This is a genomic window from Kosakonia sp. WA-90 (assembly GCF_039871955.1).
Taxonomy (GTDB): domain Bacteria; phylum Pseudomonadota; class Gammaproteobacteria; order Enterobacterales; family Enterobacteriaceae; genus Kosakonia; species Kosakonia oryzendophytica.
The window spans coordinates 55,299-72,783 of record NZ_JBDPLJ010000006.1; the positions used below are offsets into that span (position 1 = coordinate 55,299).

Here is a 17,485-nt window from a genome sequence, read left to right on the forward strand (position 1 = left end):
AAAATTCGACTGCACGCACATAAGATAGCAAATCTTAAATGATTTGTTACATCAATCAGTGAAATGTGTGAAGCACGGCGCTCTTATCAAAATTTTTAATTATCGACAGTACGTTGCATAAGGGATGAGCAAAATGAAAAAAGTGGGCGTTATTCTCAGCGGCGCAGGTGTTTATGATGGATCAGAAATTCATGAGGCTGTCATAACACTGCTGGCTATCGCACGCAGTGGTGCACAGGCTGTCTGTTTTGCGCCTGATAAAAGCCAGAGCGACGTTATCAATCATCTTACTGGTGAAGCGCTGGCTGGTAGCCGTAATGTACTGATTGAGTCCGCCCGTATTGCGCGTGGCGCGATCCAAAATCTGGCACAGGCATCAGCAAACGATCTGGATGCGCTGATTGTTCCGGGCGGTTTTGGCGCGGCCAAAAATCTGAGTAATTTTGCCAGCCAGGGCAGCGAATGCGTGGTCGATAGTACGTTAAAACAACTGGTGCTTGAGATGCACAAGGCGGGGAAACCGCTGGGTTTTATGTGTATTGCCCCTGCGATGCTGCCGAAGATTTTCGATTTTCCGCTACGTCTAACCATTGGAACAGATATCGATACCGCTGAGGTGCTGGAAGAGATGGGGGCGGAACACGTTCCCTGCCCGGTGGACGATATTGTTGTCGATGAAGAGAACAAAGTGGTGACCACGCCTGCATATATGCTGGCGGAAGATATCGCACAGGCGGCGACAGGTATCGAAAAACTGGTGGCGCGGGTGCTGGTGCTGACCGAATGAAGACGGTGTTTCGCGGCCCGCTGAAAACTATCCTTAAGCGACTTCTCCTGCGGTTTTTACTGATGCTGGCTATCTTCTGGGGCGGCAGCATTGTGCTGTTCAGTTTCCTGCCCGTGCCATTCTCTGCGGTGATGGTGGAGCGCCAGCTGGGTGCGTGGTTAACCGGCGACTTCGGTTACGTGGCGCATTCTGACTGGGTCAGTATGGATGACATTTCTCCGTCGATGGCGCTGGCGGTGATCGCGGCAGAAGATCAGCGTTTCCCCGAACACTGGGGGCTGGATCTTCCGGCGATCCAAAAAGCGCTTTCCCACAATGAGCGCCATGAAAATCGCATCCGCGGCGCATCGACGATTTCTCAGCAAACGGTAAAAAACCTACTGCTCTGGGATGGAAAGAGCTGGGTGCGTAAAGGACTGGAAGCGGGGCTGACGCTAGGCATGGAAACCGTCTGGAGCAAACGTCGGATCCTCACTGTTTATCTGAATATCGCCGAATTTGGCGAGGGAATTTTTGGCGTAGAAGAGGCGGCTCAGCGCTATTTCCATAAACCCGCCAGTCGGTTGTCGATGTCTGAAGCGGCGCTGCTGGCCGCGGTGTTACCCAATCCCATTCGCTTTAATGCAGGCGCGCCGTCAGGTTATGTTCGTAGCCGACAGGCATGGATCATGCGTCAGATGCGCCAGTTAGGGGGCGAGGAATTCTTGCAGCGTAACAAGCTGTATTGACTAGTCTTCGTCAAAGCCCGCATTAAACAGGGCAATCACTGCCGCCAGGGCTTCAACTTCCTGGGGACCGTTTGCCACAATTTCTATCTGCCGCCCTTTCGCGGAGTCCAGCATCAGCAAGGCAATAACGCTGCTGGCTTCCGCCTCGGTGCCTTCATCGTTTCGCAGCAGTACTTCTGCATCGAAGCCCTGCACCAGTTCAAACAGTTTCATCGCCGGGCGCGCGTGCATGCCCAGCTTATTGGTGATTTCAACAGTTTGTTTTACGGTCATGTTTTGCGTTTTTCCAGCGTACGGTGACGGGATTGAACGTTTTTACCGCGCGAACGGAAATAATCCGCGAGCTGTTCGGCGACATACACAGAGCGGTGTTTACCACCGGTACAACCGATAGCCACGGTCAGGTAGCTGCGGTTATTGGTTTCCAGCATCGGCAGCCACAACTCAAGGTAGCTGCGTGTCTGGTAGATAAAGTTGTGGACTTCGGTATGACGATCAAGAAACGCGGCGACAGGTTTGTCGAGACCGGTCATCGGGCGCAGTTTGGGATCCCAGTGTGGGTTAGGCAGAAAACGCACGTCAAACACATAGTCTGCATCAATAGGGATGCCATGTTTAAAGCCGAACGATTCAAACACCATCGTCAGTTCACGCTCACGTTTACCCAACAGGCGCGTGCGTAGCATTTCTGCCAGCTCATGCACCGACATCTCAGAGGTATCGACGATCAGATCCGCGCGGGAACGCAGCGGCTCCAACAGGTTACTTTCTTCGTCGATGGCGCTTTCCAACGACAGATTTTTACTGGAAAGCGGGTGCAGACGACGGGTGTCGCTGTAACGACGGATCAGGGTGTTGCGATCGGCATCCAGAAACAGTAATTGAGGAGAGAAGGCGTCCGGCAGGCTGCTCATCGCCTGCTCAAAGATTTCCGGGGATTCCGGCATATTGCGCACATCAATACTGACGGCTGCGGAAGTCTGACGGTCGGCAAGCGTGCGCGCCAAATCCGGCAATAACACGACCGGCAGATTATCGACACAATAAAAACCCATGTCTTCCAGGGCGCGTAGCGCCACTGATTTGCCTGAACCCGAACGACCACTGACGATCATCAGGACCATGAACCATTTCTCCTCAGGACGACTGATAAAAAAGCGGCCTTTCCGTTACGCATCATCACCTTCGCCTTCTGTCTGCGTGATGATCTGATACAGATCTTCATCACTTTGCGCGCTGCGCAGGCGCCGACAAATTGTTTTATCCGCCAGGCGCTTAGCGACCAGCGAGAGCGTATGCAAGTGCGTTTTGGTTTGATCTGCCGGCACCAATAATGCAAACAGCAGATCGACGGGCTGATTATCGATAGCGTCGAAAGCAATGGGCGTTTCGAGTTGGACAAAAACGCCGACGGCGCGAAGCGTGTCTTCTTCGAGCTTACCGTGTGGAATAGCGATACCGTTACCAATACCGGTACTGCCCATTTTTTCACGGGTAAGGATGGCCTCGAAGACGACCTGCGGCGGCAGGCCTAACTGTTTTGCCGCCAGTTCACTGATGATTTCCAGAGCACGTTTTTTACTCTGACAGTGAACGCCGCTACGGGTGCATTCCTGGTTAAGGACATTGCTCAGTTGAAGAGCGGAATCGTTATTCATCATAATTTCACCTAAGCGACGCCAGTGCAGACACCCTACCGGGTTGCGGTAGGGTGCGACGCACCAGGCTGACGCCCGGACAATTAGTGTTGTTTCAGTTTATCTTTATGTTTCGTTAGTTGCCGCGCCAGTTTATCAATTAAACCGTCGATTGCAGCATACATATCCTGCCCTTCCGCACTGGCATGAAGCTCCCCTCCATTAACATGGAGCGTTGCATCCGAAGTGTGAGTCACTTTCTCCACTTTCAACACAATATAGACCTGATTAATCCTGTCGAAATACTGTTCAAGCTTGGCGAATTTGCTATTTACAAAGTCGCGGAGAGCATCAGTGATCTCGACGTTCTGTCCTGTGATGTTAAGCTGCATAGTGTCTTCCTTATCGGTTTTGGTCAAACCAGTTGTTTGCGCTGGTTTGACGGCGGAATGGATAAAGATTCTCGATACTTCGCAACGGTTCGCCGCGCCACCATAATTCCTTGATCGGAAAGCAGTGTCGTCAGCTTACTGTCGCTCAGTGGTTTCGCAGGGTTTTCTGCGGCGATTAACTTCTTCACCAGCGCGCGAATAGCCGTAGACGAGGCTTCGCCGCCGCCTTCGGTGCTTACATGGCTGGAGAAGAAATATTTAAGTTCAAAAATGCCGCGCGGACTGTGCAGGTACTTCTGGGTCGTCACACGTGAAATGGTGGACTCGTGCATTTCGACGGCCTGTGCGATATCCGCCAGGACCATCGGTTTCATAAACTCTTCACCCTGCTCAAAGAAGGCTTGCTGCTGCTCAACAATGCAGCGGCTAACCCGGAGCAGGGTATCATTACGGCTTTCCAGACTTTTGATCAGCCATTTCGCATCCTGCAAATTGCTGCGGATAAACTGGCTGTCGGCATCGTTACGTGCTCCGGCGCACATGGAAGCGTAGTGCTGGTTGATTTGTAAGCGCGGAATACTGTCGGAGTTCAGCTCCACAGTCCAACGGCCGTTGTGCTTACGCACGAGCACGTCCGGGATCACGTATTCCGGTTCACCGGTCTGGATAGACTGGCCAGGGCGCGGATCCAGCGATTGAATCAGGTTAACCGCTTCTTTCAGCACGTCCTCTTTCAGACGCGTCATACGCATTAGCGTACGGAAGTCATGGTTAGCCAGCAGATCAAGGTGATCGCTAATGATCAATCGTGCTTCTTCACACCACGGTGTCTCTTTCGAAAACTGCGAAAGCTGGATCAGCAAGCAGTCGCGCAGATCCCGCGCAGCTACGCCAACCGGATCGAAACGCTGTATGCGTTTAAGTACGGCTTCGACTTCGTCAAGACCCACCTCTTCATTGCCCATGCTTTCGAGGATATCTTCGAGCGATACAGTCAGATAGCCCGTATCGTCAACAGCATCCACAATGGATGTTGCAATTGCGCGATCGGTGTCGGAGAACGGCGTCAGTTCTACCTGCCACATCAGGTAGTCCTGCAGCGACTGGGTGGTTTCACCTTGATAAATGGGCAGTTCATCATCAAGGTAATCATTGCTGCTGCCGGAGGGGGTTCCTGCGGTGTAGATCTCGTCCCAGCTTGCATCCAGCGGCAGTTCGTCGGGCATCTCTTTTTGTTCAAGCGCGTCGACGGTATCCAGGCCTTCATTATCCTGGTTTTGTTGGGCATCCACTTCTTCGTGAAGATCGGTTTGCTCCAGCAATGGATTACTCTCCAGCGCCTGCTGAAGTTCCTGCTGAAGTTCCAACGTGGACAACTGCAACAAACGAATTGCCTGCTGCAGTTGTGGCGTCATGGCTAGCTGTTGGCTAAGCCTTAGTTGCAAACCTTGCTTCATATTCAGAGCAGCACTCTCCGACAAAAAACGTCAATAATCTCTACCCTATCAGAGTCTGAAGTCTTCCCCAAGATATACGCGCTTAACGTGTTCGTCTTCAAGGATTTGCTGCGGTGTCCCGTGAGCAATTAAATGCCCCTGGCTGACGATGTAAGCGCGTTCGCACACTGCCAGTGTTTCGCGGACATTATGGTCGGTAATCAGCACGCCCAGGCCGCTGTCGCGCAGGTGTTCGATGATACGTTTAATATCAATGACCGAAATGGGGTCAACGCCCGCAAACGGTTCATCCAGCAGAATAAATTTCGGGTTAGCCGCCAGCGCGCGGGCAATTTCCACACGACGACGTTCACCGCCGGACAACGCCTGCCCCATGCTGTCTCGCAGATGCTCAATATGGAACTCTTCCATCAACTCTTTGGCACGATCATCACGCTGTTCAGCCGTCAGGTCATCACGAATTTGCAGTACTGCCATCAGGTTGTCGTACACGCTCAGGCGGCGAAAAATAGAGGCTTCCTGCGGTAAATAGCCAATGCCACGACGCGCGCGCGCATGCAGCGGCAGCAGACTGATATCTTCCTCATCAATAATGATGTTGCCTGCATCGCGCGGCACAATGCCTACCACCATGTAGAATGTGGTGGTTTTCCCTGCACCGTTAGGACCGAGAAGGCCGACGATTTCGCCAGAGTTTACCGTCAGACTGACGTCTTCAACAACGCGGCGGCCTTTATAGGCTTTGGCGAGATTCTTTGCAGTTAATGTTGCCATAACGAATTAGTTACTCTTTTTTTGCGCCGGAGCCGGGGTTTTGCTGTTGCTCTTATCCTGCAACTGCGATGGCACCAGCACGGTGGTCACGCGTTTACCTTTGTCGCTGAATGCCTGCATTTTCTGCTCTTTCACCAGGTAGGTGATTTTGTCGCCCTTGATATTGCTATCCAACTGTTCAAGGTAGGCGTTGCCGGTCAGCACAACGAAATCGTTCGCCAGTTCGTAATGCATCTGCGATGCGTGGCCTTTCACCGGTTTGCCGTTGTCCTGCATTTGATAGAAGGTGGCCGGATTACCGTAACCGTCGATGATCTCTTTTCCTTGCTCACCGCCAGGACGTGTAACGACGACTTTGTCGGCATTAATTTTGATAGTGCCTTGCGTAACCACCACGTTGCCTGTGAAGGTCACAATATTGCCCTGCATATCTAACGATTGCTGGTCTGAATCGATGTGAATGGGCTGTTCAGTATCACCGGTTACGGCAAGCGCCGGAAGCGCAGCGGCTAAAAGTGTACTGGCCAGGATAAGATTAAGGCTGAGTTTGTTTGTTTTGGATTTCATAGAAGCTTCTAACCTTTTCAATCAGCTCGGCGTTTTTGCTGCGTAAATTGCCGCGCATTTTCAGGCCGGTGGAATTAAATGTTGTACCGTACAACGTGACCTGATCATCGGAGGTAACATCCTGCGTTACCAGATTGATCTGGGCGTTATCCGTGGTGATTTTTCGTAATTGGGCATCCGCTGTCAGGGCATTAACCTCAACATGTCCATAAAGATAAAGCATTCTGTCATCGGTCAGCTTCGCTTTATCCGCCTTAATTGACCAGGTCGGAATTTTGTCTTTATCAAAGGTCGTCAGCAGCGGTTGGGCGAACCAGCTCACGCCGTCGGCGGAAAAATATTCAACATTTTGCGCCACCAGGCGATAGTTCAGCGCTCCTTCCGGGCTGTAAACCAGGGAGTCCGTATGCTGGCTCTTATAAGTTGGATCCGCGCTGCTGGTCGTCACCTGTTCCGGTGCATCCTGAGTGGTCAGGTTGATGCCAATCAGCACCAGGGCGGCCAGCGACAGCAGAATGATCACCCAACGTCTGGTTTTACTCATATTGATTGCCCTTTGGCCTCATCCAGCTTGCCCTGAGCCAGCAACAATAAATCGCAGACTTCACGAACCGCGCCGCGTCCTCCGTTGATACGGGTGACATAATCTGCACGCGGAATCAGTAACGGGTGTGCATCCGCGACGGCAACGCTTAAACCAATTTCCGCCATCACGGGCCAGTCGATCAAATCATCGCCGACATAAGCAACCTGATCCGCAGCCAGATCCAGTTTCGCCAGTAATTCTCTGTAAGCCAAAAGTTTATCAGACTGTCCCTGATACAGATGCGTGATACCCAGTGTTTCACAACGATCTTCCACCAGTTTAGCTTTTCGCCCGGTAATGATAGCAATCTCAATGCCAGACGTGAGCGCGCTGCGGATCCCATACCCATCACGAACGTTGAACGCTTTTAACTCTTCTCCGTTGTTGCCCATATAAATGAGCCCATCGGATAACACACCATCGACATCCAGGATTAACAGACGGATCTTCCCGGCTTTTGCCATGACTTGCGCGCTTACCGGCCCATAGCAGGTGGCAAGCGATGCGCCAGCATTACTCATTCTTCTGTCCTTCTTTACACTACGCCTGCGCGCAGCAGATCATGCATATGTAACACACCCAGCAACTGGTCGCCATCGGCAACCATGACGGAAGTGATATGCCGGGATTGCATCAGGTTAAGCGCGTCGACGGCCAGCGTATTCGGACGCACGCGAATGCCGCCAGGCGTCATGACTTCCGCGATGCCCATATTGCGGACATCGCTACCCATATCGAACACGCGACGCAAGTCGCCATCGGTGAAGATCCCTTCGATCTTCATCAGGTCATCGCAGATAACCGTCATGCCTAAATTTTTGCGCGTAATCTCCAACAGGGCATCGCGCAGACTGGCCTTTTTGCTGACGTGTGGGATCTCATCACCCGTGTGCATAATATCGTTAACCCGCAGCAGCAGTTTACGGCCCAGTGCGCCACCTGGGTGCGACAGGGCGAAATCTTCTGCGGTGAAACCACGGGCTTTCAGTAGCGCCACGGCTAATGCGTCGCCCATGACCAGCGCCGCTGTGGTACTGGAGGTGGGGGCCAGGCCGAGCGGGCAGGCCTCTTTCGGCACTTTCACGCAGAGATGAATATCTGCCGCGCGCGCCATACTGCTTTCTGGTCGGCTGGTCATGCAGATCAACGACACTTTTAACCGTTTCAACACCGGGATCAGGGCGAGGATCTCATTGGATTCGCCGGAATTAGACAGCGCTATTACGATATCTTGCGGGCTGACCATCCCCAAATCGCCGTGGGCGGCTTCGCCGGGGTGCACAAAGAATGAAGAGGTGCCGGTACTGGCAAACGTGGCGGCCATTTTCCGGCCAATATGCCCGGATTTGCCCATGCCCATTACCACCACTTTGCCCGCGCAATAGAACATCTTTTCGCACGCTTGTGCAAAGTCCTCATTGATGTACTGATCCAGTTCAGCGAGGCCTTCACGTTCAATCTCCAGGACCTCTTTTCCTGCCTGTTGAAAGTCAAAACCCGGCTGCAAATCTATCTGCGACATAATGCGTATCCGATTATCCTGTTAAAAGCGGCGACAGCCAGTAAAGCAGCGCCAGCCATACGATAAACCCGCTCAGCAATAGCGCGCCAATGCCCCGGGTGATTTGCTTATGCTTCCAGCAAATGAGAGCAAAAATGGCGCTGACCAGCAACATCACACCGTAATCACGTGTAAAAGCCATCGGGTTAAAGGCGCCCGGTGCAATCATCGCCGGTAAGCCCAGTACGATGGCAATGTTAAAAATGTTTGAACCAATAATATTGCCAATGGCGATATCGTCTTCGCCTTTGCGCGCGCCTGCAATCGCGGTCGCCAATTCAGGGAGGCCGGTGCCGATTGCAATGACCGTCAGGCCAATGGTTAGCTCGCTAATCGCGAAATAATTCGCCACGACAGTTGCGTTATCCACCACCATGCGGGTTGCCATCGGCATGATGATCAACGCCACCCCAAGCCACAGACATGCCACCGAGAGACTTCCTTCACGCGGCAGTTCAGCCAACTGTTCCCGGGTCAGGCTGTCGTTGCCTTGTCGTTCGGCAAGGCGGGCAATTTTAACAATGAACACCAGCCATAGCACGGCTAATAACAGTAAAATAATGCCGTCAACGCGTGTGATCTGACCATCATACAGCACGAGGCCCGCCAGCAGGCTGGCGACAAGGGTGAACGGCAATTCGCGACGCAGGATATCGGAATGCACGGTAAAAGGGTGGAGCAGGGCGGCAACACCCAGGATCAGCAAAATATTGGTGATGTTAGAACCGATGGCTGTACCAATCGCCAGATCCAACTGGCCATGCAGTGAGGCTGCGACAGCGGTAATGATCTCCGGCAACGAGGTGCCAATGCTGACCACGGTCATACCAATAATCAGTGGAGGTACGCCGAGTGTCCGGCAGAGAATAGAGGCAGCAAAAACCAGACGATCGGCGCTGTAGACCACCAAAAGCAAACCAATTATCAATAGCGCTGTCGCTAAGAGCATCTAACGTCCTTTCTTCAGGTATAATCCGCCGGTTCGCAGGCTGCCATGCCGGAAGAGACCGGGTGTTCCGCGTAGCGTAATGATTCCTAATTTTGACTTTATGCGGCTCAAAAGTAAAACAAATGCCAGCTTTCGCTAACCCCAGCAGGTAATATTCTGTAAAAATGTTGGGTTCGTGATGTTATCCAGCGTCATGCTTATACCCGATAAGGCTTATAAGGAAGAGTCAATGAGCCAGAATATGGCGAATTTGGTCGATGTTCGTGGCGTCAGCTTCTCCCGTGGCAGTCACCCTATCTTCGACAATATTTCACTGACGGTGCCACGCGGCAAAATCACCGCCATTATGGGGCCGTCCGGTATCGGCAAAACAACATTGTTACGCCTTATCGGTGGGCAGATCCCTCCGGATAGCGGCGAAATCTTGTTTGATGGCGAAAACGTGCCGGGGATGACCCGTTCGCGTCTGTTCACCGTGCGTAAAAGAATGAGCATGCTGTTTCAGTCTGGCGCGTTGTTTACCGACATGAACGTTTTCGACAACGTCGCTTACCCCCTTCGCGAACATACGGATTTGCCCGAAGCGCTGTTGCATACCACCGTTATGATGAAGTTGGAAGCCGTCGGGTTACGTGGTGCGGCCTGGCTAATGCCGTCAGAGCTTTCTGGCGGTATGGCGCGTCGAGCCGCGCTTGCCCGCTCAATTGCGCTGGAACCGGATCTGATCATGTTTGATGAGCCTTTTGTGGGGCAGGATCCAATCACCATGGGTGTGCTGGTGAAATTGATTTCTGAACTCAACAGTGCGTTAGGCGTCACATGTATCGTTGTTTCTCACGATGTACCGGAAGTGCTGAGTATTGCGGATTACGCCTACATCGTGGCGGAGAGGAAAATCATCGCCCACGGTAGCGCGCAAGGTCTGCAGGAAAACAGCGATCCCCGGGTGCGTCAGTTCCTTGATGGTATCGCCGACGGGCCGGTTCCGTTCCGTTATCCTGCAGGCGATTATCGTCTCGATTTATTAAAAACAGGGAGTTAAGCACTCATGCTGTTAAATGCACTGGCGTCGCTAGGGCATCGCGGGATTAAAACCATCGCGACGTTCGGGCGGGCTGGTTTAATGCTGTTCAACGCGGTGGTCGGTAAGCCGGAATTTCGCAAGCATGCGCCATTGCTGGTGCGCCAGCTCTATAACGTGGGCGTGCTGTCGATGCTCATTATTATTGTTTCTGGCGTCTTTATCGGTATGGTGCTTGGTTTGCAGGGATACCTGGTGCTGACAACTTACAGTGCGGAGACGAGCCTTGGCATGCTGGTGGCGCTGTCGCTGCTGCGCGAACTGGGGCCGGTTGTCGCTGCATTGTTGTTTGCCGGGCGAGCCGGATCAGCATTAACAGCCGAAATCGGTTTGATGCGCGCGACGGAACAGCTTTCCAGTCTGGAGATGATGGCGGTCGATCCGTTGCGGCGTGTCATCTCTCCGCGCTTTTGGGCGGGCGTGATCTCACTGCCGCTGTTGACGATAATCTTTGTTGCCGTCGGGATTTGGGGCGGTTCTCTGGTTGGCGTTAACTGGAAAGGTATTGATACCGGCTTTTTCTGGACCGCGATGCAAAACGCCGTCGAATGGCGGATGGATTTAGTCAACTGTCTGGTTAAAAGCGTGGTGTTTGCCATCACTGTGACATGGATTGCGCTGTTTAACGGTTACGACGCGATTCCAACGTCGGCCGGGATCAGCCGCGCGACAACACGCACCGTTGTGCACTCATCGTTGGCCGTACTGGGTCTTGATTTTGTGCTCACCGCATTGATGTTTGGGAATTGAGTTCATGCAAACGAAAAAAAGTGAAATTTGGGTAGGTGTTTTTCTGTTGCTGGCGCTGCTGGCCGCACTCTTTATTTGCCTGAAAGCGGCAGATGTCGCCTCAATGCGTACAGAACCGACTTACCGCGTATACGCGACATTCGACAATATTGGCGGCCTTAAAGTGCGTTCGCCAGTCCGTATTGGCGGGGTGGTGATTGGCCGCGTTGCTGATATTTCTCTTGATCCCAAAACGTATCTGCCGCGCGTCGCGCTGGATATAGAAGAACGTTACAACCAAATCCCCGATACCAGTTCACTGGCGATCCGGACGTCAGGCTTGCTGGGTGAGCAATATCTGGCACTGAATGTCGGCTTTGATGATCCTGAACTGGGGACTTCTATGCTTAAAGAGGGCAGTACTATCCAGGATACGAAATCCGCAATGGTGCTGGAGGATCTGATAGGACAATTCCTTTACAGCAGTAAAGGCAGTGACAATAAGAATTCAGGCGATGCGGCGGCGCATAGCGAAGGGAATAATCAAGCCGCACCGTCTGCTGGTCAGGCGAATTAACGAGGAGATGCGACGTATGTTTAAACGTCTATTGATGGTTGCTCTGCTGGTGGTTGCACCGTTGGGCGCGGCCGTAGCGGCCGATCAAAGTAACCCTTATGCCGCGATGAAAGCTGCGGCGCAGAAAACATTTGATCGCCTTAAAAACGAACAGCCGCAGATCCGCGCAAACCCGGACCACTTGCGTGATGTGGTGGATCAGGAACTGCTACCCTATGTGCAGGTGAAATACGCCGGTGCGTTGGTGCTGGGGCGTTACTATAAGGACGCCACACCTGCACAGCGTGATGCCTATTTTGCGGCATTTCGTGAATACCTGAAACAGGCTTACGGTCAGGCGCTGGCGTTGTATCATGGCCAGACTTATGAGATTGCGCCGGAACAACCACTGGGCGATGCCACAATTGTGCCCATCCGCGTCACGATTATCGATCCGAACGGGCGTCCGCCGGTGCGTCTTGATTTCCAGTGGCGTAAAAACACACAAACCGGAAACTGGCAGGCTTACGACATGATCGCAGAGGGGGTGAGCATGATCACCACCAAGCAGAATGAATGGAGCGACTTGCTGCGTACTAAAGGCATCGATGGTCTGACCGCGCAACTACAGTCCATTTCCCGCCAGAAAATTACGCTGGACGAGAAGAAATAATGACGCAGCGGCTGAGTTGGTCGCGTGACGGCGAACGTCTGGCATTGCAAGGCGAGCTGGATCAGGATGTGTTAAATCCGCTCTGGGACGCCCGAATTGAAGCAATGAAGGGGGTCACCTGTATCGACTTGCAAGGCGTGACGCGCGTGGACACAGCGGGCGTCGCATTGCTGGTTCATCTTGTCGAGCAGGGGAAAAAGCAGGGCGTGAGCGTGATGCTTGATGGCGTGAGCGAGAATGTTGTCACGCTGGCCGCACTCTATAATTTGCCCCAGGATGTATTGTCTCGCTAATTTTTTCAATGCGTTACTACCTGAAGCCCCATCCTTTATTGCGATGGGGCTTTTTGCTTGTTTAAGCCAGCGCCACTTTCCTCTAAGATGTGTGACTGTTTTCACTTTTAGATGATATTTACGCCCATGGAAAATCATGAAATTCAGACAGTGCTGATGAACGCACTTTCTCTCCAGGAAGCCCACGTCACTGGCGATGGCAGTCACTTTCAGGTTATTGCTGTGGGTGAAATTTTTGACGGCATGAGTCGGGTCAAAAAGCAGCAGACCATTTACGGTCCGCTGATGGAATATATCGCGGATAACCGCATTCATGCCCTGTCGATCAAAGCGTTCACGCCTGCTGAGTGGGCGCGGGATCGCAAACTTAACGGTTTTTGAGCGTCGGGAGCATTTTCCCCGCGCGTGTGAATTCTAAACAGAGATCAGATGAATGGATAAGTTTCGTGTACAGGGGCCGACGCGTCTCGAGGGCGAAGTGACAATTTCAGGCGCAAAAAACGCTGCGCTGCCGATCCTTTTTGCTGCATTACTGGCGGAAGAGCCGGTTGAAATTCGTAACGTCCCGAAACTGAAAGATATTGATACCACCATGAAGTTGCTCAGTCAGTTGGGCACGAAGGTGGAGCGTAACGGATCCGTATGGATCGATGCCAGCGAAGTGAATGTGTTCTGTGCGCCTTACGATCTGGTGAAAACCATGCGCGCGTCGATTTGGGCGCTTGGCCCGCTGGTGGCGCGTTTTGGTCAAGGGCAGGTTTCTTTGCCGGGCGGTTGTGCGATCGGTGCACGCCCGGTTGATTTGCACATTTCCGGTCTGGAGCAACTGGGCGCCGAAATCACTTTAGAAGAGGGCTACGTTAAAGCCTCCGTCAATGGCCGTCTGAAAGGCGCGCATATCGTGATGGATAAAGTGAGTGTTGGCGCAACGGTGACCATTATGTCGGCAGCCACGTTGGCTGAAGGCACAACCATTATTGAGAACGCTGCGCGTGAGCCAGAAATTGTTGATACGGCGAATTTCCTCAATACCCTTGGTGCGAAAATTACCGGTATGGGAACCGATCGTATCACCATTGAAGGTGTGAAACGTCTGGGTGGCGGGGTTTACCGTGTTCTGCCGGATCGTATCGAAACCGGTACCTTCCTGGTGGCTGCGGCTATTTCTGGCGGGAAAATCGTTTGCCGCAATGCACAGCCGGATACGCTTGATGCAGTGCTGGCGAAGCTGCGTGATGCGGGCGCGGATATTGAAGTTGGCGAAGATTGGATCAGCCTGGATATGCACGGTAAACGCCCGAAAGCGGTCAATGTACGTACGGCTCCGCACCCGGGATTCCCGACGGATATGCAGGCACAGTTCACCTTGCTGAACCTGGTGGCGGAAGGAACCGGCGTGATCACTGAAACCATCTTTGAAAACCGGTTTATGCACATTCCGGAGCTGATCCGTATGGGTGCGCACGCAGAAATCGAAAGCAATACGGCTATCTGCCACGGTGTGGAAAAACTCTCCGGCGCTCAGGTGATGGCAACCGATCTGCGCGCATCCGCAAGCCTCGTGCTGGCGGGGTGTATTGCAGAAGGAACCACCCTTGTCGATCGTATCTATCATATCGATCGTGGTTACGAACGTATTGAAGATAAGCTCAGCGCCCTGGGGGCCAATATTGAGCGCGTAAAAGGCGAATAACCTTTTTTTGATGCTTATACAGGGGAGCTTCGGCTCCCCTTTTTACTGATTTTTCTGAAAGGATATCTGGATGATGGGAACTACACCGTTTGCCGGTTTTGACTTCACCGCTTTTTGGGATGACCGGGAATATGCGCGCGAAGCGTATATCAATGACCCTTTTAGCGAAGATGAGTTGGCGGCCATTGAATCGACATTAGGTTATCGCTTGCCTGCCTCTTATGTCTGGCTAATGCGGCAACACAATGGCGGGATCCCTCGAAACCAGAATTTCCCAACCAATGAATTTACCAGTTGGGCAGAAGATCACATTGCTATCACGGGTATTATGGGGATTGGCAATAAGCGCTATTCGTTGGGTAGTGATTACGGCAGCCGTTTCTGGATCGAACACTGGGGCTATCCTGACATTGGCGTAGCGATTTGCACCTGTCCATCAGCAGGACATGATATGGTTTTTCTTGATTATCGACAGTGCCTGACAGCAGATGATGAGCCTGCGGTTGTGCATATTGATCAAGAGCAGGATTACAGGATCGTGCACCTTGCTGATAATTTCGAAGCGTTTATCCGTGGTTTAGTCGGTGATGACGCTTTTGAGCTGTAACGATGTAGTCCTGCCCTTCTTCGGCCATCAATTCGAGCCAGGCAGCCCCCTGCCAGATGCGCAAGGGGGGATTGCTGGTTGATATAGCCTTTACTCTGAGCCTCGTTTTTTCCGCATCAACTTGGTTTTGTCAATAAACTCGTGCGTGATCGGATCATGATAACGCGATGGCCAGATGACCCAGGGGTCGGTATCCAATGCCTGAGCGATAATCCATTCCCCTTTCGGCCATGCACGGGTCAAGGCATTGGCGAGTGTTGAAGAACTGAGACCATGCTTGCGTGATTCTGCGGCGAGCGATGTTCCCTTTTTACGCAGCCCCGCAATGATATCGGCCTGGTGCCAGTCATTGAATTTTGTTTCCATAATATCTCCCTGATAGTAAAACACACCGGCATTTGAGTATCTGCACACTGTTTACTATACGCATACAAACTCACTTGCTCTAAAAAGTTCATGTAATGTTTGTGCGTTTTAGGATTACACCAGGATGAATAATCAGTGTTTTTTGTGAATTTTTGATTTTATGGGAACTTGTTGGAGCTTTCCCGCGAGCTTTCCCGCGACAAGCGCGGGACAGGCATATTAGCGATCGCGTTGAACAGCGATATGTGCAAGACCAATCAGAGCATCGCGCCATGGCGAATCTGGCAGCACTTGCAGAGCGGAGATGGCCTTATCTGCTTCTTCTTCAGCGCGCTGACGTGTCCATTCCAACGAGCCACACTCGGCCATCGCTTCCAGTACAGGTTCAAGAAGATGGCGACCATTACCCTGCTCGATAGCGTCGCGGATCATTTGGGATTGTTTCGGTGTGCCGTGGTGCATGGCATGCAGCAAAGGCAGTGTTGGCTTGCCTTCATTGAGATCATCCCCCGTATTTTTACCGAGGGTTTCGCCGTCTGCGCTGTAATCAAGCAGATCGTCGATTAACTGGAATGCGGTACCAAGGTAGCGTCCATAATCCTGCAATGCTTTTTCCTGCACATCGCTACATCCAGCAAGCAGACCGGAACATTGCGCAGCGGCTTCAAACAGACGCGCCGTTTTGCTGTAAATGACGCGCATATAGTTTTCTTCAGTGATGTTCGGATCGTTCACGTTCATCAACTGCAGGACTTCCCCTTCGGCAATGACATTCACGGCTTCCGACATTACCTCCAGCACTTTCAATGACCCGAGACTGGTCATCATCTGAAAAGCGCGGGTGTAGATGAAATCGCCGACCAAAACGCTGGCCGCATTACCGAATGCCGCGTTGGCGGTGGCTTTGCCGCGTCGCATATCGGACTCGTCCACGACATCGTCATGTAATAGCGTCGCGGTGTGAATAAATTCGATTAGCGCAGCGATAGTGACATGCGAATTGCCTTCATAGCCCACGGCGCGAGCCGCCAGCACGGCAATCATTGGACGGATGCGTTTGCCGCCCCCGCTGACAATGTAATAACCCAACTGGTTGATTAGCTGAACATCCGAGTTGAGCTGTTGCAAAATCGTCGCATTCACACCCGCCATGTCTTGCGCGGTTAACTCATTGATTTTTTCTAAATTCATCGCAAAAGCCGAGCTTTCAGTCCTGTTTACCACATATCAAAATGGGATAACGAAGGGTTACGGGTTAGAATAGTATTGCTGATTGTACTGAAAAAACGCGCCAGATAAACGTTACCTTACACGTTGTGTTTTTTTTCTGCATGTATTGACGATCGTACTTGTCAAAGGCTCGCGACTTGCGTAATATTCGCGCCCTATTGTGAATATTTTTAGCGCGCTCTGAATTATTCAGAAGAAGTGCGCGGAAGCGGAGTTTTATATGTACGCGGTTTTCCAAAGTGGTGGTAAACAACACCGAGTAAGCGAAGGTCAAACCGTTCGCTTGGAAAAGCTGGACATCGCAACTGGCGAAACTGTTGAGTTCGCAGAAGTTCTGATGATCGCAAACGGTGAAGAAGTCAAAATCGGCGTTCCTTTCGTTGATGGCGGCGTAATCAAAGCTGAAATTGTTGCTCATGGTCGTGGCGAGAAAGTTAAAATCGTTAAGTTTCGTCGTCGTAAACACTACCGTAAGCAGCAAGGTCACCGTCAGTGGTTCACTGATGTGAAAATCACTGGCATCAGCGCCTAAGACCTGAGGAGAGATTTAAATGGCACATAAAAAGGCTGGCGGCTCAACTCGTAACGGTCGCGATTCAGAAGCTAAACGTCTGGGCGTTAAACGCTTTGGCGGTGAAGCAGTTCTGGCAGGTAGCATCATCGTTCGTCAGCGTGGCACCAAGTTCCACGCAGGTACCAACGTTGGTTGCGGCCGTGACCACACTCTGTTCGCTTTGACTGACGGTAAAGTTAAGTTCGAAGTTAAAGGCCCGAAAAATCGTAAATTCATCAGCATCGTTGCTGAATAAGTTTTTCGAG

Annotated in this window: 25 protein-coding genes; 12 read left to right on the forward strand and 13 right to left on the reverse strand. The window is 52.1% G+C overall.

Going from position 1 to position 17,485, the window contains the following annotated elements:
- Positions 1 to 133 precede the first annotated feature (133 nt).
- Positions 134 to 787: an isoprenoid biosynthesis glyoxalase ElbB gene (gene elbB / locus ABGA49_RS12025; RefSeq protein WP_061492986.1), complete on the forward strand. Its 654-nt coding sequence runs from the start codon at positions 134 to 136 to the stop codon at positions 785 to 787.
- Entirely contained in the window at positions 784 to 1,515 is a 732-nt protein-coding gene (gene mtgA, locus ABGA49_RS12030) for a monofunctional biosynthetic peptidoglycan transglycosylase (RefSeq protein ID WP_061492987.1), read from the forward strand. The genes elbB and mtgA overlap by 4 nt, the downstream gene beginning before the upstream one ends.
- Here the strand turns inward: mtgA and npr are convergent, their stop codons facing one another.
- From npr to ABGA49_RS12085, 11 genes are all read right to left on the reverse strand, one after another.
- A complete protein-coding gene (npr, locus tag ABGA49_RS12035; RefSeq protein ID WP_061492988.1) occupies positions 1,516 to 1,788 on the reverse strand; it encodes a PTS phosphocarrier protein NPr in 273 nt (90 codons plus the stop codon).
- The gene (gene rapZ / locus ABGA49_RS12040) at positions 1,785 to 2,639 is read right to left on the reverse strand and encodes an RNase adapter RapZ (RefSeq protein ID WP_061492989.1); all 855 of its coding nucleotides are present in this window, start codon (positions 2,637 to 2,639) and stop codon (positions 1,785 to 1,787) included. The genes npr and rapZ overlap by 4 nt, the downstream gene beginning before the upstream one ends.
- A gap of 45 nt (positions 2,640 to 2,684) precedes the next feature.
- Positions 2,685 to 3,176: a PTS IIA-like nitrogen regulatory protein PtsN gene (gene ptsN / locus ABGA49_RS12045; protein WP_061492990.1), complete on the reverse strand. Its 492-nt coding sequence runs from the start codon at positions 3,174 to 3,176 to the stop codon at positions 2,685 to 2,687.
- Positions 3,177 to 3,256: 80 nt separating this feature from the next.
- Positions 3,257 to 3,544 carry a ribosome hibernation promoting factor gene (hpf, locus tag ABGA49_RS12050; RefSeq protein WP_061492991.1) on the reverse strand — a complete coding sequence of 96 codons (288 nt, stop codon included), beginning with the start codon at positions 3,542 to 3,544 and terminating at the stop codon, positions 3,257 to 3,259.
- A 23-nt stretch (positions 3,545 to 3,567) separates the two neighbouring features.
- Entirely contained in the window at positions 3,568 to 5,001 is a 1,434-nt protein-coding gene (gene rpoN, locus ABGA49_RS12055; RefSeq protein WP_061492992.1) for an RNA polymerase factor sigma-54, read from the reverse strand.
- A 48-nt stretch (positions 5,002 to 5,049) separates the two neighbouring features.
- Positions 5,050 to 5,775, reverse strand: coding sequence for an LPS export ABC transporter ATP-binding protein (gene lptB, locus ABGA49_RS12060; RefSeq protein WP_061492993.1), 726 nt, complete (start codon positions 5,773 to 5,775; stop codon positions 5,050 to 5,052).
- A 6-nt stretch (positions 5,776 to 5,781) separates the two neighbouring features.
- Complete coding sequence (gene lptA, locus ABGA49_RS12065; RefSeq protein ID WP_061492994.1) at positions 5,782 to 6,342, reverse strand: lipopolysaccharide ABC transporter substrate-binding protein LptA; 561 nt, start codon at positions 6,340 to 6,342, stop codon at positions 5,782 to 5,784.
- Positions 6,311 to 6,886, reverse strand: a complete 576-nt coding sequence (lptC, locus tag ABGA49_RS12070; protein ID WP_347665606.1) for an LPS export ABC transporter periplasmic protein LptC — start codon at positions 6,884 to 6,886, stop codon at positions 6,311 to 6,313. The genes lptA and lptC overlap by 32 nt, the downstream gene beginning before the upstream one ends.
- Positions 6,883 to 7,449 carry a 3-deoxy-manno-octulosonate-8-phosphatase KdsC gene (gene kdsC, locus ABGA49_RS12075; RefSeq protein WP_061492996.1) on the reverse strand — a complete coding sequence of 189 codons (567 nt, stop codon included), beginning with the start codon at positions 7,447 to 7,449 and terminating at the stop codon, positions 6,883 to 6,885. Before kdsC ends, lptC begins: the two co-directional genes overlap by 4 nt.
- Before the next feature lie 14 nt (positions 7,450 to 7,463).
- On the reverse strand, positions 7,464 to 8,450 hold the full coding sequence (kdsD, locus tag ABGA49_RS12080; protein WP_061492997.1) for an arabinose-5-phosphate isomerase KdsD: 987 nt from the start codon (positions 8,448 to 8,450) through the stop codon (positions 7,464 to 7,466).
- Between the two features lie 13 nt (positions 8,451 to 8,463).
- The gene (locus ABGA49_RS12085) at positions 8,464 to 9,438 is read right to left on the reverse strand and encodes a calcium/sodium antiporter (RefSeq protein ID WP_061492998.1); all 975 of its coding nucleotides are present in this window, start codon (positions 9,436 to 9,438) and stop codon (positions 8,464 to 8,466) included.
- A gap of 229 nt (positions 9,439 to 9,667) precedes the next feature.
- Between ABGA49_RS12085 and mlaF the strand changes: the two genes are divergently transcribed.
- The 8 genes from mlaF (at position 9,668) to ABGA49_RS12125 (ending at position 15,070) form a co-directional block, all read left to right on the forward strand.
- Positions 9,668 to 10,480, forward strand: coding sequence for a phospholipid ABC transporter ATP-binding protein MlaF (gene mlaF, locus ABGA49_RS12090; RefSeq protein WP_061492999.1), 813 nt, complete (start codon positions 9,668 to 9,670; stop codon positions 10,478 to 10,480).
- 6 nt (positions 10,481 to 10,486) lie between these two features.
- Positions 10,487 to 11,269, forward strand: a complete 783-nt coding sequence (mlaE, locus tag ABGA49_RS12095) for a lipid asymmetry maintenance ABC transporter permease subunit MlaE (protein ID WP_061493000.1) — start codon at positions 10,487 to 10,489, stop codon at positions 11,267 to 11,269.
- A 4-nt stretch (positions 11,270 to 11,273) separates the two neighbouring features.
- Entirely contained in the window at positions 11,274 to 11,825 is a 552-nt protein-coding gene (mlaD, locus tag ABGA49_RS12100) for an outer membrane lipid asymmetry maintenance protein MlaD (RefSeq protein ID WP_061493001.1), read from the forward strand.
- A 16-nt stretch (positions 11,826 to 11,841) separates the two neighbouring features.
- The gene (gene mlaC, locus ABGA49_RS12105) at positions 11,842 to 12,477 is read left to right on the forward strand and encodes a phospholipid-binding protein MlaC (protein WP_061493002.1); all 636 of its coding nucleotides are present in this window, start codon (positions 11,842 to 11,844) and stop codon (positions 12,475 to 12,477) included.
- The gene (gene mlaB / locus ABGA49_RS12110; RefSeq protein ID WP_061493003.1) at positions 12,477 to 12,770 is read left to right on the forward strand and encodes a lipid asymmetry maintenance protein MlaB; all 294 of its coding nucleotides are present in this window, start codon (positions 12,477 to 12,479) and stop codon (positions 12,768 to 12,770) included. The genes mlaC and mlaB overlap by 1 nt, the downstream gene beginning before the upstream one ends.
- Positions 12,771 to 12,896: 126 nt before the next feature.
- On the forward strand, positions 12,897 to 13,151 hold the full coding sequence (ibaG, locus tag ABGA49_RS12115; protein WP_088236597.1) for a BolA family iron metabolism protein IbaG: 255 nt from the start codon (positions 12,897 to 12,899) through the stop codon (positions 13,149 to 13,151).
- 52 nt (positions 13,152 to 13,203) lie between these two features.
- Positions 13,204 to 14,463, forward strand: a complete 1,260-nt coding sequence (gene murA, locus ABGA49_RS12120) for a UDP-N-acetylglucosamine 1-carboxyvinyltransferase (RefSeq protein WP_061493005.1) — start codon at positions 13,204 to 13,206, stop codon at positions 14,461 to 14,463.
- A 70-nt stretch (positions 14,464 to 14,533) separates the two neighbouring features.
- A complete protein-coding gene (locus tag ABGA49_RS12125) occupies positions 14,534 to 15,070 on the forward strand; it encodes an SMI1/KNR4 family protein (RefSeq protein ID WP_209446750.1) in 537 nt (178 codons plus the stop codon).
- 90 nt (positions 15,071 to 15,160) lie between these two features.
- On the opposite strand, the gene sfsB is transcribed toward ABGA49_RS12125, so the two are convergent.
- Positions 15,161 to 15,436 carry a DNA-binding transcriptional regulator SfsB gene (gene sfsB, locus ABGA49_RS12130; protein ID WP_061493006.1) on the reverse strand — a complete coding sequence of 92 codons (276 nt, stop codon included), beginning with the start codon at positions 15,434 to 15,436 and terminating at the stop codon, positions 15,161 to 15,163.
- A 219-nt stretch (positions 15,437 to 15,655) separates the two neighbouring features.
- Positions 15,656 to 16,627: an octaprenyl diphosphate synthase gene (gene ispB / locus ABGA49_RS12135; protein WP_061493007.1), complete on the reverse strand. Its 972-nt coding sequence runs from the start codon at positions 16,625 to 16,627 to the stop codon at positions 15,656 to 15,658.
- Positions 16,628 to 16,886: 259 nt separating this feature from the next.
- Between ispB and rplU the strand changes: the two genes are divergently transcribed.
- The gene (gene rplU, locus ABGA49_RS12140) at positions 16,887 to 17,198 is read left to right on the forward strand and encodes a 50S ribosomal protein L21 (protein ID WP_061493008.1); all 312 of its coding nucleotides are present in this window, start codon (positions 16,887 to 16,889) and stop codon (positions 17,196 to 17,198) included.
- Between the two features lie 19 nt (positions 17,199 to 17,217).
- Positions 17,218 to 17,475: a 50S ribosomal protein L27 gene (rpmA, locus tag ABGA49_RS12145; RefSeq protein ID WP_002434222.1), complete on the forward strand. Its 258-nt coding sequence runs from the start codon at positions 17,218 to 17,220 to the stop codon at positions 17,473 to 17,475.
- The last annotated feature ends 10 nt before the right edge of the window (positions 17,476 to 17,485 follow it).

What these genes read in the sequence shown, in the direction of transcription:
- elbB (WP_061492986.1), top strand. Translation starts at nt 134, where the DNA reads ATGAAAAAAGTGGGCGTTATTCTCAGCGGCGCAGGTGTTTATGATGGA.
- mtgA (WP_061492987.1), top strand. Translation starts at nt 784, where the DNA reads ATGAAGACGGTGTTTCGCGGCCCGCTGAAAACTATCCTTAAGCGACTT.
- npr (WP_061492988.1), bottom strand. Translation starts at nt 1,788, where the DNA reads ATGACCGTAAAACAAACTGTTGAAATCACCAATAAGCTGGGCATGCAC.
- rapZ (WP_061492989.1), bottom strand. Translation starts at nt 2,639, where the DNA reads ATGGTCCTGATGATCGTCAGTGGTCGTTCGGGTTCAGGCAAATCAGTG.
- ptsN (WP_061492990.1), bottom strand. Translation starts at nt 3,176, where the DNA reads ATGATGAATAACGATTCCGCTCTTCAACTGAGCAATGTCCTTAACCAG.
- hpf (WP_061492991.1), bottom strand. Translation starts at nt 3,544, where the DNA reads ATGCAGCTTAACATCACAGGACAGAACGTCGAGATCACTGATGCTCTC.
- rpoN (WP_061492992.1), bottom strand. Translation starts at nt 5,001, where the DNA reads ATGAAGCAAGGTTTGCAACTAAGGCTTAGCCAACAGCTAGCCATGACG.
- lptB (WP_061492993.1), bottom strand. Translation starts at nt 5,775, where the DNA reads ATGGCAACATTAACTGCAAAGAATCTCGCCAAAGCCTATAAAGGCCGC.
- lptA (WP_061492994.1), bottom strand. Translation starts at nt 6,342, where the DNA reads ATGAAATCCAAAACAAACAAACTCAGCCTTAATCTTATCCTGGCCAGT.
- lptC (WP_347665606.1), bottom strand. Translation starts at nt 6,886, where the DNA reads ATGAGTAAAACCAGACGTTGGGTGATCATTCTGCTGTCGCTGGCCGCC.
- kdsC (WP_061492996.1), bottom strand. Translation starts at nt 7,449, where the DNA reads ATGAGTAATGCTGGCGCATCGCTTGCCACCTGCTATGGGCCGGTAAGC.
- kdsD (WP_061492997.1), bottom strand. Translation starts at nt 8,450, where the DNA reads ATGTCGCAGATAGATTTGCAGCCGGGTTTTGACTTTCAACAGGCAGGA.
- ABGA49_RS12085 (WP_061492998.1), bottom strand. Translation starts at nt 9,438, where the DNA reads ATGCTCTTAGCGACAGCGCTATTGATAATTGGTTTGCTTTTGGTGGTC.
- mlaF (WP_061492999.1), top strand. Translation starts at nt 9,668, where the DNA reads ATGAGCCAGAATATGGCGAATTTGGTCGATGTTCGTGGCGTCAGCTTC.
- mlaE (WP_061493000.1), top strand. Translation starts at nt 10,487, where the DNA reads ATGCTGTTAAATGCACTGGCGTCGCTAGGGCATCGCGGGATTAAAACC.
- mlaD (WP_061493001.1), top strand. Translation starts at nt 11,274, where the DNA reads ATGCAAACGAAAAAAAGTGAAATTTGGGTAGGTGTTTTTCTGTTGCTG.
- mlaC (WP_061493002.1), top strand. Translation starts at nt 11,842, where the DNA reads ATGTTTAAACGTCTATTGATGGTTGCTCTGCTGGTGGTTGCACCGTTG.
- mlaB (WP_061493003.1), top strand. Translation starts at nt 12,477, where the DNA reads ATGACGCAGCGGCTGAGTTGGTCGCGTGACGGCGAACGTCTGGCATTG.
- ibaG (WP_088236597.1), top strand. Translation starts at nt 12,897, where the DNA reads ATGGAAAATCATGAAATTCAGACAGTGCTGATGAACGCACTTTCTCTC.
- murA (WP_061493005.1), top strand. Translation starts at nt 13,204, where the DNA reads ATGGATAAGTTTCGTGTACAGGGGCCGACGCGTCTCGAGGGCGAAGTG.
- ABGA49_RS12125 (WP_209446750.1), top strand. Translation starts at nt 14,534, where the DNA reads ATGATGGGAACTACACCGTTTGCCGGTTTTGACTTCACCGCTTTTTGG.
- sfsB (WP_061493006.1), bottom strand. Translation starts at nt 15,436, where the DNA reads ATGGAAACAAAATTCAATGACTGGCACCAGGCCGATATCATTGCGGGG.
- ispB (WP_061493007.1), bottom strand. Translation starts at nt 16,627, where the DNA reads ATGAATTTAGAAAAAATCAATGAGTTAACCGCGCAAGACATGGCGGGT.
- rplU (WP_061493008.1), top strand. Translation starts at nt 16,887, where the DNA reads ATGTACGCGGTTTTCCAAAGTGGTGGTAAACAACACCGAGTAAGCGAA.
- rpmA (WP_002434222.1), top strand. Translation starts at nt 17,218, where the DNA reads ATGGCACATAAAAAGGCTGGCGGCTCAACTCGTAACGGTCGCGATTCA.